The organism is Brevibacillus sp. HB1.1, from assembly GCF_013332445.1.
Lineage (GTDB): Bacteria > Bacillota > Bacilli > Brevibacillales > Brevibacillaceae > Brevibacillus > Brevibacillus porteri.
Window position 1 is genome coordinate 1 of sequence record NZ_JABMIV010000005.1, and the last position, 14,426, is coordinate 14,426.

At 48.0% G+C, this 14,426-nt stretch carries 15 protein-coding genes and 7 tRNA genes; 18 read left to right on the forward strand and 4 right to left on the reverse strand.

The window, feature by feature from the left end; translation table 11 throughout:
* Positions 1–38: 38 nt before the first annotated feature.
* The 8 genes from HPY27_RS14635 to HPY27_RS14670 all read left to right on the forward strand — a co-directional run bounded on the left by HPY27_RS14635 (position 39) and on the right by HPY27_RS14670 (position 2,128).
* Positions 39–111, forward strand: a tRNA-Phe gene (locus tag HPY27_RS14635).
* A 7-nt stretch (positions 112–118) separates the two neighbouring features.
* Positions 119–192: transfer RNA gene (locus tag HPY27_RS14640), tRNA-Trp, on the forward strand.
* A 27-nt stretch (positions 193–219) separates the two neighbouring features.
* Positions 220–295 (forward strand) — tRNA-His (locus HPY27_RS14645).
* A gap of 26 nt (positions 296–321) precedes the next feature.
* Positions 322–396: transfer RNA gene (locus HPY27_RS14650), tRNA-Gln, on the forward strand.
* A gap of 7 nt (positions 397–403) precedes the next feature.
* Positions 404–479, forward strand: a tRNA-Gly gene (locus HPY27_RS14655).
* Between the two features lie 28 nt (positions 480–507).
* Positions 508–581: transfer RNA gene (locus HPY27_RS14660), tRNA-Cys, on the forward strand.
* An 8-nt stretch (positions 582–589) separates the two neighbouring features.
* A tRNA-Leu gene (locus HPY27_RS14665) sits at positions 590–671 on the forward strand.
* A gap of 128 nt (positions 672–799) precedes the next feature.
* Positions 800–2,128 carry a purine/pyrimidine permease gene (locus HPY27_RS14670; RefSeq protein WP_174225323.1) on the forward strand — a complete coding sequence of 443 codons (1,329 nt, stop codon included), beginning with the start codon at positions 800–802 and terminating at the stop codon, positions 2,126–2,128.
* A 15-nt stretch (positions 2,129–2,143) separates the two neighbouring features.
* Here the strand turns inward: HPY27_RS14670 and HPY27_RS14675 are convergent, their stop codons facing one another.
* On the reverse strand, positions 2,144–2,815 hold the full coding sequence (locus HPY27_RS14675; RefSeq protein WP_174225324.1) for a B3/B4 domain-containing protein: 672 nt from the start codon (positions 2,813–2,815) through the stop codon (positions 2,144–2,146).
* A gap of 115 nt (positions 2,816–2,930) precedes the next feature.
* Between HPY27_RS14675 and rnhA the strand changes: the two genes are divergently transcribed.
* From rnhA to HPY27_RS14695, 4 genes are all read left to right on the forward strand, one after another.
* Entirely contained in the window at positions 2,931–3,365 is a 435-nt protein-coding gene (gene rnhA / locus HPY27_RS14680; RefSeq protein ID WP_174225465.1) for a ribonuclease HI, read from the forward strand.
* Positions 3,362–4,513, forward strand: coding sequence for a tRNA epoxyqueuosine(34) reductase QueG (gene queG, locus HPY27_RS14685; protein WP_174225325.1), 1,152 nt, complete (start codon positions 3,362–3,364; stop codon positions 4,511–4,513). Before rnhA ends, queG begins: the two co-directional genes overlap by 4 nt.
* Positions 4,514–4,539: 26 nt before the next feature.
* A complete protein-coding gene (locus HPY27_RS14690) occupies positions 4,540–5,076 on the forward strand; it encodes a methylated-DNA--[protein]-cysteine S-methyltransferase (RefSeq protein ID WP_069853095.1) in 537 nt (178 codons plus the stop codon).
* A gap of 125 nt (positions 5,077–5,201) precedes the next feature.
* Entirely contained in the window at positions 5,202–6,170 is a 969-nt protein-coding gene (locus tag HPY27_RS14695; RefSeq protein ID WP_174225326.1) for an amidase domain-containing protein, read from the forward strand.
* Here HPY27_RS14695 and HPY27_RS14700 read toward each other — a convergent pair whose 3' ends face one another.
* The gene (locus HPY27_RS14700; protein ID WP_174225327.1) at positions 6,171–6,878 is read right to left on the reverse strand and encodes a ferric reductase-like transmembrane domain-containing protein; all 708 of its coding nucleotides are present in this window, start codon (positions 6,876–6,878) and stop codon (positions 6,171–6,173) included.
* 138 nt (positions 6,879–7,016) lie between these two features.
* Here HPY27_RS14700 and trmL point away from each other — a divergent pair, with 138 nt between their 5' ends.
* The 3 genes from trmL (at position 7,017) to HPY27_RS14715 (ending at position 8,943) form a co-directional block, all read left to right on the forward strand.
* The gene (trmL, locus tag HPY27_RS14705) at positions 7,017–7,487 is read left to right on the forward strand and encodes a tRNA (uridine(34)/cytosine(34)/5-carboxymethylaminomethyluridine(34)-2'-O)-methyltransferase TrmL (RefSeq protein WP_048031461.1); all 471 of its coding nucleotides are present in this window, start codon (positions 7,017–7,019) and stop codon (positions 7,485–7,487) included.
* A 25-nt stretch (positions 7,488–7,512) separates the two neighbouring features.
* A complete protein-coding gene (locus HPY27_RS14710; protein ID WP_069853086.1) occupies positions 7,513–8,238 on the forward strand; it encodes an HAD family hydrolase in 726 nt (241 codons plus the stop codon).
* Between the two features lie 144 nt (positions 8,239–8,382).
* Positions 8,383–8,943, forward strand: a complete 561-nt coding sequence (locus HPY27_RS14715; protein WP_174225328.1) for a hypothetical protein — start codon at positions 8,383–8,385, stop codon at positions 8,941–8,943.
* Between the two features lie 222 nt (positions 8,944–9,165).
* On the opposite strand, the gene HPY27_RS14720 is transcribed toward HPY27_RS14715, so the two are convergent.
* On the reverse strand, positions 9,166–9,381 hold the full coding sequence (locus HPY27_RS14720; protein WP_174225329.1) for a hypothetical protein: 216 nt from the start codon (positions 9,379–9,381) through the stop codon (positions 9,166–9,168).
* Between the two features lie 358 nt (positions 9,382–9,739).
* Here HPY27_RS14720 and HPY27_RS14725 point away from each other — a divergent pair, with 358 nt between their 5' ends.
* From HPY27_RS14725 to HPY27_RS14735, 3 genes are all read left to right on the forward strand, one after another.
* On the forward strand, positions 9,740–11,638 hold the full coding sequence (locus HPY27_RS14725; RefSeq protein ID WP_173623242.1) for a PrkA family serine protein kinase: 1,899 nt from the start codon (positions 9,740–9,742) through the stop codon (positions 11,636–11,638).
* A 70-nt stretch (positions 11,639–11,708) separates the two neighbouring features.
* Positions 11,709–12,866, forward strand: coding sequence for a sporulation protein YhbH (gene yhbH, locus HPY27_RS14730; RefSeq protein ID WP_017251936.1), 1,158 nt, complete (start codon positions 11,709–11,711; stop codon positions 12,864–12,866).
* Positions 12,867–12,922: 56 nt separating this feature from the next.
* The gene (locus HPY27_RS14735) at positions 12,923–13,210 is read left to right on the forward strand and encodes a YiaA/YiaB family inner membrane protein (protein WP_017251937.1); all 288 of its coding nucleotides are present in this window, start codon (positions 12,923–12,925) and stop codon (positions 13,208–13,210) included.
* 110 nt (positions 13,211–13,320) lie between these two features.
* Here the strand turns inward: HPY27_RS14735 and HPY27_RS14740 are convergent, their stop codons facing one another.
* Positions 13,321–14,370 (reverse strand): alpha/beta hydrolase, encoded by a 1,050-nt coding sequence (locus HPY27_RS14740; RefSeq protein ID WP_174225330.1) that lies wholly within the window; start codon positions 14,368–14,370, stop codon positions 13,321–13,323.
* Between the last annotated feature and the right edge of the window lie 56 nt (positions 14,371–14,426).

The following is a 14,426-nucleotide window of genomic DNA, read 5'->3' on the forward strand; positions in this document are numbered from 1 at the left end:
CTATTCAAATGAAATTGGCGCGTAAAGCATAGATATAAGGCTCGGTAGCTCAGTCGGTAGAGCAGAGGACTGAAAATCCTCGTGTCGGCGGTTCGATTCCGTCCCGAGCCACCTTTATAGGGGCATAGTTTAACGGTAGAACGAAGGTCTCCAAAACCTTTGGTGTGGGTTCGATTCCTACTGCCCCTGCCATTTTTCAAAACATTAGTAGTAATCATGGCGGTCGTGGCGAAGGGGTTAACGCACCGGATTGTGGCTCCGGCACTCGTGGGTTCAAGTCCCATCGATCGCCCCATAAATACATAGTTGGGGATTACTTATTGGGGTATAGCCAAGCGGTAAGGCAACGGACTTTGACTCCGTCATTCCTAGGTTCAAATCCTAGTACCCCAGCCATTAAAATGCGGACGTAGCTCAATTGGTAGAGCGTCGCCTTGCCAAGGCGAAGGTCGAGGGTTCGAGACCCTTCGTCCGCTCCATTTCTCAAATTGTTTCACCTTATATCATGGAGGCATAGCCAAGTGGTAAGGCACGGGTCTGCAAAACCCTCACCCCCGGTTCAAATCCGGGTGCCTCCTCCAAAGTATTTGCCGGTGTGGCGGAATGGCAGACGCGCGCGACTCAAAATCGTGAGGGAAACCGTGGGGGTTCAAGTCCCTTCACCGGCACCATACATTTACAAGCTAACCCTGAATGTCAAGATATCTTGATGATTGGGGTTTTTTTCTGCATTGATATGCGCATAGTGTAGACAGGGGAAATAGACAACTTGTGTAAGTAACAGGACGAGGTGGTTGAGGTGTTTTACAAACTGCAAGACAAACCGCCAATGGGGATCACGACGCTGTCCGTATTGCAATGGATGATCGTAACTGTTTCCAGCAGTGTGGCGGTACCACTAATGATTGGAGATATGTACGGCTTGCAGGCTGATGAAATTGGAAAGCTGATGCAGCAGACCATGTTTTACATTGGGCTCGCGTCGTTACTGCAAGTGTGGATTGGACACCGCTATCCGATGATAGAAGGACCGGCTGGATTATGGTGGGGGATCTTTATCATTTTGGCTCAACTCGGAACGAGCATGGGTATTCATCCACAAGAAATTGGACAATCCTTTCAAGTGGGGATGATATTAGCAGGTCTACTCTTTTTCATTTTTGGCTTATTAGGCTGGATTGGAAAATTACAGAAGTGGTTTACACCACTGGTATCAGGTACGTATATGATTTTGCTTGCTGTTTCTTTGTGTAGCAACATTCTCACGGGCATGCTCGGTATTGGTTTTCAGCATTCAAAAGAGGTACAACCGGGTGTAGCAATCGTGTCCATAGGGATCGTAGCCCTTGTTGTGTTCATTATGAGAACGAAACGATTCTCCAGTTTTGCGGTTTTGTTTGGCATGGTTGGGGGCTGGATCGTGTACGCGCTTCTTGGATGGACAGAACCTGTCCGACCTACTGAGCAATTATTTTCATGGCCTTCCATTTTCTTTTGGGGACCCCCACGTTGGGATTGGGGCGTTGTATTAACAAGTATGCTGACAGGATTCGTTCTGTTGACAAACCTCATGACGAGTTTGTCAGTCATGGGAAAAGCGACAGACACTGTGCCTACTGAAAAGCAGTACAATCGCGGTGGTATTTTTACAGGGGTATCCCATTTCCTGTCAGGCTTGAGCGGTGTGGTTGGTATGATTCCACTTTCCTTGGCAGCAGCGGTTATTCAAACGACGAAAATGGCTTCGCGCTTGCCATTTATAATAGCGATGCTGGGGATGATGCTGATTGGGCTGATTCCCACTGTTGCCCATTTTTTGGCGGCTTTGCCTACTCCAGTGGCATATGCGGCGATGTTCATTTCCTATACGCAACTGCTTGGCTTCGGGTTGAAGGATTATGTGAATCTGAAGATGGACGAACGTACGATTATTGTTGGGGGAAGCTCACTTCTGGTCGGGATCGGAGTCATGTTCGTACCTGCTGTAGCTTGGAAGCAACTTCCTGCACTAGTCAGCTTTTTGTTTGGCAATGGCTTATTGCTCGGAGTTATTGTGTCCCTGGTCCTAGAACATATTGTTTTTAGAAAAAAGGAAGATAGCGTAGAAAAAGACGGCCAGGCTGCATGACGGGCCGTCTTTTTCTTAGGCGGTAACAATAGAGGAGTGAGTCAGCTCGCCACCGTTGATTTCCGTAAACATGCGGCCAACTGAACCTACGATTTCTTCTTTTTTAGATTGTTCCATTTTTTCATGGAAAAAGATGACTTGGAGTAGTGTGCGGCTTTGTTCCGTTACGCATGAGCGCTTGGAATCGACGATGGGACTCCCAAATGCGCCGTTACCATCAGCGAGAAGCAGTTTCCCTTCCATGTTGACTTCGCGTCCGTTTAATCCTTCATAGACATCATCGGCGTGGCCAAGACGACAAGTGATATCACCTGCTAAGTGATTGACGTCATAAATCCCAAAAGGAAGCGCGTGCAAAACTGAGAAAAAATTATTAACATCAACAGCGCTGTTGATCCAGAAAAAATGATTTCCCTGCAGCAGTCGGCGCAGTAATGCTTCGGAGGAAGGGCGGTATCTGGACGGATCAATGCCAACTTGCTTAAAGCAGGCCCTCCACTCGCGGACGCCTTCTATTTCTGTTAGGTTTGCAGTGTCGTGCGCAAGCCGCAAGCTCTCCACATAATAATTAATGCGTCCCTGCAGCATTTTTGGGGAGTCACTGACGGTAGCATTGTTGTATTGTAATATGCCGAGAGAAAATTGCGGCAGACGCTCGGACACGGAACAATCTAGCTGAACTTTCATCTATAGACACTCCTTACTAAACCTATTTTTGGTAGTATAACAAAAAATTTTTGTGGAAGCGACTAAGCTTCGATACAATAGAAGAGAACAGAGGAGGGAACCCCTGACGATGACGATGCGTGAGGTTGAAATTTATACAGACGGAGCTTGTTCTGGCAATCCAGGACCAGGTGGTTGGGGAGCTGTACTGATGTACGGCCAACACATCAAGGAAATGTCCGGAGCCGAGCCGCATACAACGAATAACAGAATGGAGCTGTTGGCAGCCATCAAGGCGCTCTCTACATTGAAGGAGCCATGTAAGGTGACGCTATATAGCGACAGTGCATACTTGGTTAACTGCTTCAAACAAGGCTGGTATAAAGGCTGGCTGAAAAACGGCTGGAGAAACAGCAAAGGCCAGCAGGTGGAAAATCAGGACTTATGGAAAGAACTGCTGCAATTGATGGACACACACAAGGTAGAGTACGTAAAAGTCAAAGGACACGCCGACAACAAATGGAACAACCGCTGCGACGAATTGGCGACAGGAGCGATTAAACAGCTGTGAACGACTTGCAGTACTGGGAGCAGACAAAGCAGTCCATCATTGACTATGCCAAGGAAATCGGAATCGATAAGATCGGGTTTGCCAGTGCCGATCCATTCACGACCTTAAAAGAACGGCTTCTTGTACACCGGGAAAAGGGTTATGAATCTGGATTTGAGGAGCCTGATTTAGAAAAGAGGACGAATCCAGAACTGTTGTTGGACGGGGCACGTTCGCTGATTTCTATCGCACTTGCCTATCCATCCAAGTTAAAAAATCCACCAAAGTCAGAACCTGGTGCGTATCGGGGAATCTTGTGCCGTGCAGCATGGGGAACCGATTACCATCACGTTCTGCGCGACAAGCTGGACAAGCTGACTCGATTCATTATGGAGCTGGAGCCAGGAGCTCGGATCGAATCCATGGTAGACACGGGAGCATTGTCTGATCGGGCGGTTGCCGAGCGAGCTGGGATTGGGTTTGTAGGAAAAAATTGTGCCATCATAACGCCGGAGTTTGGATCATGGGTGTACTTGGGTGAGCTTGTAACGAATCTTCCGTTGCCAAGCGACCTACCGATCGAAGAAGGCTGTGGCGACTGTAATATATGTGTAGATGCTTGTCCGACCGGAGCCTTGATTCAGGGCGGACAGCTTGATGCACAGCGATGTGTTGCGTATTTGACTCAGGTAAAAGATTTTATTCCCGATGAATTCCGCGGGAAAATCGGGAATCGGCTGTATGGTTGCGACACTTGTCAGACGGTATGTCCTAAGAATCGTCGCATCGACAACGACCATCATGCTGAATTTCAGCCTGATCCAGAGATTGCCAAGCCTTTATTGATTCCGCTGCTTCAGATGAGCAATAAGGAGTTCAAGGAAAAGTTCGGTCTATCCTCTTCATCTTGGCGGGGCAAAAAGCCCATTCAGCGCAATGCCATATTAGCACTTGCACATTTCAAAGATCGGACGGCTGTTCCTCATTTGGAGCGTCTTTTGTTCGAAGACCCCCGTACCGTCATTCGTGGAACTGCTGCATGGGCACTTGGAAAAATCGGAGGAGAGCAGGCACAAGAAGCGCTCATTTCCGCAAAAGCAAAAGAGGCGTCACCAGAAGTGGTGGAAGAGATAGAAAAAGGCATGAGCATGATTCGCGCACAGGCTTAGTTTGAACGAGAGAGGGAGGACGTAAAATGGCAAAGGAATTAGGCTATACCATGATGGATTCACCGATTGGACCATTGCTCTTGGCTTCTACAGAAGAAGGGCTGTGCTACATTCAGTTTGCCAATGAACAAGACGGATTAGCGCCTCTGGTGCGCTGGTGCAAAAAAACGTTCTTAGGAATTACTCCAACGCGCAACGATACGATCAATGAGTCTGCAAAAAAACAATTAGAAGAGTATTTTGCAGGCAAGCGAAAGACGTTTGATGTTCCAACCGTATTGTACGGAACTCCCTTTCAAAAGGATGTATGGAATGAGCTATCGAACATCCCCTATGGAGAAACTCGTTCTTACAAAGATATTGCCTTGGCTATTGGAGCAGCGAAAGCTGTTCGGGCCATTGGCGGTGCGAACAATCGAAATCCGATTCCTGTCATTATACCTTGCCATCGTGTCGTTGGCTCGAATGGTGCCTTGGTCGGGTACGGGGGTGGCTTATCCATTAAAAAATATTTGCTGTCCTTAGAAGAAGGTCCACTTTTTGCTCACGCTTCTTCCAAATAAGCTGTCTGCTTGCTCGGGCAGCTTTTCTTTTTCTTCTGAATGCTCCGCGAGTGACATATTCTTCATTGAGATGAACGGTTCATGGGTCTATGTCGCAGTCTGGAGGGGGAAAGGAGGAGGGGAAAGTGGAGTGGCGTGAATTTGTTCAGCAATACTTTCAAGCAGTTCACCAGTCATCTATGGACGGAAGATATGAGCGGCTGCTGCCTTTTTATTGCACAGGAGAGTCTGGCGCACAGGAAGAATGGGATCGACTGAACCGGGAAAAGCGGAAAATCGAGGAGCGGGGAGTCAAATTGTTGGCTGTCCAGGGACAAGTAACGCCCATGTGCTGGGTAGATACCGATGCCACCATGGAAATAACGGTTCAATGGCAAGAAAATAAAACCTTGGGGATCAAGCATACCAAGTATAAAGAGGCAAACAAAAGATTGTTCCAGCTCCAGTTGCTCAAAACGAATGAAAAGTGGTCGATTATCGGGGCAAGGGAGTCGAATGGTGATCAAAAATTGGTGGTCGAGGAAGAGGAGGAGCCTGTCATCGTTGTGTCAGGCGTCGAGGATGCCATTGACCAACCTACGCTGGTTGTTCATGGAGCAGGAGGATACAACGCTACAAATGCAGTCGCGTATGCGGAACGCTACTGGAACACGACCAATCCCGTATATCCTCGTTTTCCGGATGACTGTACGAATTTTATTTCGCAATGTTTACACGCTGGTGGAATCCCTATGCTGATGTCGAAAGAGATGGGCAAGGGTTGGTGGATTCGCACGGGAAAAGGCACCTCTTGGAGCTATAGCTGGACGGTGGCGCATAGCTTGTATTTGCTTTTGAAATCGGGTGGACCACCTATGCGGGCGGTTACGAAAAGCTCTGCGGCCGAATTGGTCCCAGGTGATATCATTTGTTATGATTTTAACGGGGATGGGCGTTTTCAGCACAATACGATCGTGGTCGCAAAAGACGCGAATCAGATGCCGTTAGTGAATGCCCATACGACAGATAGCAGCATGCGTTATTGGGCATATGAAGATTCCACAGCCTACACGCCCAAAATGCGCTATGCCTTCTTTCATATAAGAGGGGTATAATTATCGCTTGCGAAAAAAAGCTCTTCGTATAAAAGAGATGCTGCGAATCATCCAAATCATTGCCGCGAAAACGAGCATGTCTGAAAAGGTATGCGGTTCTCCTTTAATGGATTGGATGTAAATCAAGCCATGGAATAAGACGATGACAAACAGCCATGGATTGGCGAGATGAAGCCTTTTCCAACTGGAGCCACCCAGCCATTTTTCTGCCCGTGCAGAAGACGTCAGCCACAGGGCCAGTAGCATGAAAAAAGCAAGCAGCCCAAGATAGTTTGCAACGCCTGTGAGGGTCCAGTTGGGAGATGGCCACATGGTTGGATCCGAGGAAGAGAAAAAGAACAGACCCAGCCATCCATCAGCCTTTTCAGAACGGTTGTTATCTATGATCATCAGGCGAGGCTCACTTTCAAAAAGGACGAGCACAAGAATGACGTGCAGCAGTCCAGTTAGCCCAGCCCATATGCCGATATCTCGGCGGATGGACAAGCTGACAGCCATCCTGCCAGCAGGGAGCCAGGACTGGAATGGACCAATCAGTAAGGTGCAGCCAATCAAAATAAATGAGAGATAGCCGAGAATCATACTCCATGTTTCCAGGGCGGGGAACGAAGAAAAATCAGTCCACATCCAACTGGCGCCTAATAGGATCAAACTCAGGATGCTCACATGTGCGACAAGTCTTCGCACAAATGATAGGGGTGTCCCCATCTAATCGTCACTCCTTCGATAGCCAAAAGTTTCTGATTAGATGCAGCAGGCACTCCATTTGTTACAGAAGCTGGGCACGGTGGTATAATAGGACGTGTACAGGTATCAAGTTCGCAATTTACAAGGAGATTTTCAGATATGCCGTTACATATTGTTTTGCATGAGCCGCTCATTCCGGCCAATACGGGAAACATTGCCCGTTCATGTGCAGCGACAGGAGCGCATCTGCATTTGATTCATCCGCTCGGATTTTCAACGGACGATCGTTACCTGAAGCGGGCTGGTCTCGATTATTGGCATGCAGTAAATGTTCATCATCATGAGAGCTTTGAGCACTTTGCTGCGGCACAAGGAGAAGGTGCGGGCACCTTTTACTTTGTGGAGACCTGGGGGGAAAAGTTGTATACGGACGTTTCTTTCCGAGATGGCGACTACATTATCTTGGGCAAGGAGACGACGGGTTTGCCGGAAGAGCTGACAGAAAAATATCGGGAACAGACTATTCGTATCCCGATGAGCGGTGCGACCCGATCTGTGAACCTGTCCAATTGTGCAGCTATTGTCTTGTTTGAGGGACTTCGTCAGTTAGGTTTTCCATCGCTATCGTAAGGCATTTGGGAGGGAGAGATTCATTATGACTGTGAACACCATCCTGTTTGATTTGGACGGTACGTTATTAGAGATGCAGACAGAACCCTTTGTCAAAAGTTACTTGGTTGAAGTAGGTCGTCATGTCGGAGATAAGTATGATACCGAAAAGCTGTTGGCGCTGATTTGGGATGCGACCAAGGCAATGATCATGAACCAAGAGCCGGATAAGACGAACGAACAAGTTTTTATCGAACATTTTATGGAACACAGTGAGTGGGATCGGGAGGAAATATGGCCTCTGTTCGATTCGTTTTATCGCGATGTGTTTCCGACACTTTCTCACCTGACGTATCCTTCGCCATGGGCAAAGCAGATTATTACTGCCGCCAAAGAGCAAGGATTTCGGGTTGCAGTAGCGACGAATCCTGTTTTCCCGCGTGATGCGATTCACCATCGCCTTGCTTGGATCGGGATGTCCCCGGATGAATTCGAGCTAGTCACCGTCTACGAGGAGTCGCATTTCACGAAGCCGAATCCTGGTTATTACAATGAGATTTGCCAAAAGCTCGGGGTTGAACCGACAGACTGTGTCATGGTCGGGAATCACATGCAGGAGGACATGGTCGCATCCAAGCTGGGGATGAAGACGTTTTTGGTAACCAATTGGATGGAAGACCGTGGGGAGCCTCAGTATCCGGTAGATCAGCGGGGATCATTAGAAGAGCTGTTTACGGCGATTTCTGAGAAAAGCGGTGTGTTTGCGCGTTAAGAAATGGCCATGAAAGAATAGGCGAGAAGCAGGCTGTCCGTTTGAAAAAATGGTCAAGCCTGCTTTTTCACATACTTTTCCCAAAATCATCAGGTAGGCTAGGGGTGTACGATCACGTTTTACATAATAAAGGAGGAAATCTGCATGAAAAAACTTGTTTCGTCTCTGGTGATGGCTACCTTGTTGTTTAGCGGTATCTCTGGAGTGACTGCGGCGGATACAGCAGCGGATGCTACGGTTAAGCACTCCAAAGCGGAGAAAAAGGAAGAAAACAAAGCAAAACTGAACGCGAAGGCTGCCAAGTGGGGCGTAAAAACCACGGATAAAACAAATAAGGAAGTAAAAGCAGCCATTCAAGAAGCAAAAGCAGCAAAGAAAGCAGAAAACGCTGAGAAAAAAGCGGCAAAAGAAGCGAAGAAGCAAGAACAACTCGCCAAGCTAAATGATAAAGCTGTGAAGCTGGGCGTTGATACGGCAGGTAAAACGGCGAAGGAAGTAAAAGCGGCTATTAAAGAAGCAAAAGTAGCAAAAAAAGCAGAAAACGCTGAGAAAAAGGCAGCCAAAGAAGCGAAGAAGCAAGAACAGCTCGAGAACCTGAAAGAAAAGGCGGCCAAGTGGGGCGTTGACACAGCAGGTAAGAGCACAAAAGAAATCAAGGCTGAAATCGAAGCGAAGAAAGCAGAAAAGAAAGAGAATAAGAAATAACAAGAAAACAAAAAAAGCAGGTTGCCACAGTAGGCAGCCTGCTTTTTTCCCCTGGATGCTTCTTACATGTTCCAGGTTTTGTCTTCGTTGTAGCCCGCTGTCAGCATGAAAAACAGAAAAGCTCCGAGGACCAATGCTACGATAAATGTACCCACGTTTGACAGCTCCTTTCGTAAACAAACTACTCCCATTATAGCGTAGCCTGCCCACTTTGCAAACGAATTAAAGCTGTTGCGCCCTTGTGAGTGACAATTTTCGATAGTCATACACAAGCTTCAAAAAAGCACTTAGCGCAATATATACACTCAGTTTCTCACCAGTATCGAGTTCCATCCCTGTCACTGCTTGGTAAATGAATATCGCAAGAATCACCAAGCTCGCGATGCCAGTCAAATAAAGTCCTTTTTTCACTTGAATGCATTCTGCTTGAATATCCATGATCGTTCCTCCTATTATTTTACGCCAATCCGTCTTGGCCTCCGTGTATGTTGCTTATGATTGTATTTTACAGGGGAGATGGGCTTACAAACCATCGAATCAACTTACAGCTACGCACGGTAAACCTTACAATTCCGTAATCTTCCAAGCTGTTAAAAAGCAATGTGACGGATTTTTTATGGGAAGATTGCTGAAACTTGTGCAGATGTCTCGCATACACATATGTAAAGGCTGTAAGAGCCTGTTGGCAACCGGAGAAAACGGCTTGCACGTGAATGCGTGACCGCAGGCGGACATATACATGAGAGTACATTGTCGTTGGGAAGAGAGAGGGGCTTAAGAGGGAGGAGTGTCGAACATGGACATTTTAAAACGGATCGCTGAGCACCGGGCCCGCGAAGAAAACCTGATGTGGAGAGGAACATTCGCCGAATATTTGCAACTGGTACGTAAAAATCCGCAAATTGCCCAAACGGCGCATTCACGCGTCTACAACATGATTAAAAGTGCGGGGGTTGAAGAGAACGAGGACGGCTCACGTTCGTATCAATTTTTTAGTCGGGAAATCTTCGGACTGGATCGTTCTGTTGAGCGCCTAGTGGAGGAATATTTCCACTCGGCTGCGCGTCGTCTGGATGTCCGCAAACGCATCTTGCTCTTGATGGGGCCTGTCAGTGGCGGTAAGTCTACGCTCGTGACGATGCTCAAACGAGGACTGGAAGAGTATTCACGGACGGAAGACGGAGCGATCTATGCACTTGATGGCTGCCCCATGCACGAAGAACCACTTCATCTTATCCCGCACGAGCTGCGTCCAGAGGTGGAAGAAGAGCTGGGAATCAAGATTGAAGGAGAATTGACACCCTATAACCGGATGAGGTTGGAAACCGAATATGGAGGGTGCATCGAGGATTTCCCTGTTCACCGGATTTTGTTTTCTGAAGCCAATCGTGTCGGTATCGGTACATTTAGCCCTTCTGATCCGAAGTCTCAGGATATTGCCGATTTGACGGGGAGCATCGACTTTTCGACGATTACGAAGTACGGCTCTGAGTCCGACCCGCGTGCGTATCGTTTTGATGGGGAGCTGAACAAAGCCAATCGCGGATTGATGGAGTTTCAGGAAATGCTGAAATGCGACGAGAAATTTTTGTGGCATCTCCTGTCGCTGACACAGGAAGGAAACTTCAAGGCAGGTCGTTTTGCCCTCATTTCTGCAGATGAACTGATTGTTGCGCATACAAACGAATCGGAGTACAAGGCTTTTATTGGGAATAAGAAAAATGAGGCGCTGCAATCTCGGATTATCGTCATGCCGATGCCGTATAATCTGCGTGTCAGTGACGAAGAAAAAATATACGCAAAATTAATCAAGCAATCCGACTTGGGGCATGTGCATATTGCACCGCATGCGCTCCGGTCAGCAGCAGTCTTTTCCATTATGACCCGCCTGAAAGAATCGAAAAAACAAGGGGCCGATCTACTGAAAAAGATGCGGCTGTATGACGGTGAATCGGTGGAAGGCTTCAAGGGAGCCGATCTGGAAGAACTGCGTAACGAGCATGCCGATGAAGGAATGTCCGGTATTGATCCGCGTTATGTCATCAACCGTATCTCCAGTGCACTGATCCGCCGCGACACTGAGTGCATCAATGCGCTTGATATTCTTCGGGCGCTTAAAGAAGGCTTTGACCAGCATCCATCTATCACCAAGGAGCAGCGGGAGAGGTATATGAACTTCATCTCTATCGCGCGCAAGGAATACGACGAGCTGGCGAAAAAAGAAGTGCAGAAGGCGTTTGTCTACAGCTACGAAGAGTCGGCAAAAACGCTCATGGATAACTATTTGGACAATGTGGAAGCTTATTGCAACATGAATAAAATCCGTGACCCCGTTACAGGTGAGGAGATGGATCCAGATGAGCGCCTGATGCGTTCCATCGAGGAGCAAATCGGCATCTCGGAAAATGCCAAGCGGGCCTTCCGCGAAGAAATTCTCATCCGTATCTCGGCCTATGCGCGTAAAGGGAAGCGTTTTGACTACAGCACGCATGATCGCCTGCGGGAAGCTATCGAGAAGAAGCTGTTTGCCGATCTAAAGGATGTCGTCAAAATTACGACCTCGAACAAAACGCCGGATGAGCATCAGCTCAAGAAGATTAATGAGGTCACCAAGCGTCTTATCGAAGAGCATCAATATTGCCCCGTTTGCGCAAATGAGCTGCTGCGCTATGTGGGTAGCCTGTTGAACAGATGACAGAACTTTGGCGACATGAGGAGCACGTCATATTCGGCGCAGATTGCGCCAGTTGCTAGGAGGAGACGGCATGAAAGATGAATCATCGTTCATTGTCTCCCGGGAAGACTGGTCGCTGCACCGCAAAGGGTACCAGGACCAAAATCGACACCAGGAAAAAGTGAAAGAAGCGATCAAAAAAAATCTGCCCGATCTCGTCAGCGAAGAAAACATCATCATGTCGAATGGTCGGGAAGTTATTAAGATCCCTATTCGCTCCCTGGATGAATACCGATTGCGTTTTAACTTCCAAAAGGGAAAACATGGCGGTCAAGGTAAAGGAAACAGTAAAGTAGGAGATGTCGTCGCCCGTGACGGCGATCCGGCGCAAGGGCCAGGAAAGGGTCAGGGAGCGGGTGATCAGCCAGGTGTAGACTACTACGAGGCTGAAATCAGCGTAGAAGAATTGCAGGAGATGCTTTTCGCCGAGCTGGAGCTGCCGAACCTTCAACAAAAAGACGAGGAACAAATCGTCGTGGAAGAGACTCGGTTCAATGATGTCCGGAAAAAAGGCTTGATGGGCAACATTGATAAAAAACGTACGCTGATTGCGGCCATCCGCCGAAATGCGCTGGCAGGCTACAGTGATATGGAGCTGGGGATCACCGATGATGACCTGCGCTTTAAGACGTGGGAAGAGATCATCAAGCCTCATTCCAATGCTGTCATTATTGCGATGATGGATACGTCGGGAAGTATGGGCGTGTTTGAAAAGTATATTGCCCGCAGCTTTTTCTTCTGGATGGTACGTTTTCTGCGCACCAAGTACGAAAAAGTCGAGATCGTCTTCATTGCCCATCATACGGATGCGAAAGAAGTAACGGAGGACACCTTTTTCTCGAAAGGGGAAAGTGGGGGGACGATCTGCTCCTCTGCCTACAAAAAGGCGTTGGAGATCATCGATAGCCGCTACCCAACATCGCAGTACAACATTTACCCGTTCCATTTTTCCGACGGCGACAACCTCACGTCTGACAATGAGCGCTGCGTAAAGCTGGTGAAAGAGCTCATGGAGAGATGCAACATGTTCGGCTATGGCGAAGTGAATCAGTATAATCGTCATTCAACCCTCATGTCAGCGTATCGCCACATCAAAGAGCCGAAATTCATGCATTGTGTCATTCGGGAAAAGGGCGAGGTATACAAGGCGTTGCGTACTTTCTTTGGCAAGAAGGAAGCTGTGAAGTAATCATAGTGGCAACCGGGCGAGAAATCGTCCGGTTGACTTATGTGAGGGGTGTTACTATGTATCCACAAAAGCATCGGATGCGCAACACGGGAGCCTTCACTTTCTTGGCATACTTTACATTGGGGGCAGGTGTACTGCTATTTTCAATCGGTTTATACAATGCAACAGGTCTTCAGCTGCACGAAAAGGGGTATTATATCGCATGTATGCTTCTGGTAGCAGTTGGATCGATTTTGACGCAAAAAGTAGTGAGAGATAATGCAGAGGATCGAACAATTATTGAGGAGCAGGAAAGAGAATTTAACTTGAAGGTATCGAAAGCGGAGAAAGAAACGCCGAAATAGCCCAGATGGTGTATGGTTTAGGCAAGGAAAATGTTAAAGTTGTTCATCATCGGGTATTCGCTCCATTTTGGTGGGGAGGAAACCAATGGATCGCAAAAAAACCGCCAGGCTCATGCCCTGACGGTCTTTCGAATGAGCGCTACAAACTCCTCTGCCTTTTCAATGTGTGGAGAGTGCCCCACATTTTCCATGACTATCTCCTGATAGGAACCGCCAGCGCGCTGATATTGTTCGAGCACGTCTCGAATTTGGGAGACCATCGGCTGCGGAGGATATTCGTCTTCCCCTGGCCATCCGGGGACATAGCCAAGCTTGCCTAGTGTACCGAAATCAGCAAGCGACTGATCCGAGATAATGGCATCATCCGCACCGCGAATCCATAAAATCGGACACTTCGGCTCCATCTGGACAATACCGGACAAATTTACGTATTTGGGAGAAATCGCATTCGTAATCCCTGTCGTCCCAGGAGCAACACCGGGCCAATCGTTTACGTATTCAAAGGCACCAGGGTAAAAGCCCTCTCCCGTTCTCGTAGAGATTATCGCGCTCACATAACGATCTTCCTGCTCTGGGCCAACCTGGAACGGGGGATTGAAATAAAGCTGATTCATGACATTGCGAGGACTGGAGGGAGATTCATTACTCATATCTTTGGCTGCTATCCTTTTGACCAGCTCGGAGTTGACAGCTCCTCCACCTGAGCCTGAGAAGCTGCTGTAGCACGGGGTGCCAACTATATCCTTGGTTCCACCAAAGCCGTAAGGAGACATGGGGGCGATTAGAATCAGGGAGCGTACTTCCTGCGGGTGATCGATGGCAAACTGCATCACGATCCCACCGCCCAACGACCAGCCGGCAAGATGGACGGGTGTTGGCAAGTCCAATGCCCGAATAAACGAGTGAAGGTCATCCGACCAGTCTCGCAAACCGCGTGTCGCATCGATGGGCAATGCTTCACTTGCTCCATAGCCACGCATATCAGGTGCGTACACACGGTACTGGTCACATAGAGCCGCTATGGTATCATCCCAGAACAAGTTGGCTGATGCATTGCCGTGAATGAGGAGGAGCGGTTCTCCTTCTAGTACGCCAGCTGTCAGATAAGAAACGAGCAGTCGATCGGTCTGAATCGTTTTTGTTTCGATTCGTGCATCCATCAATGATGTGCTCCTTTCATTGTATAAGATTATAAATATCAGAATATTTACATTAT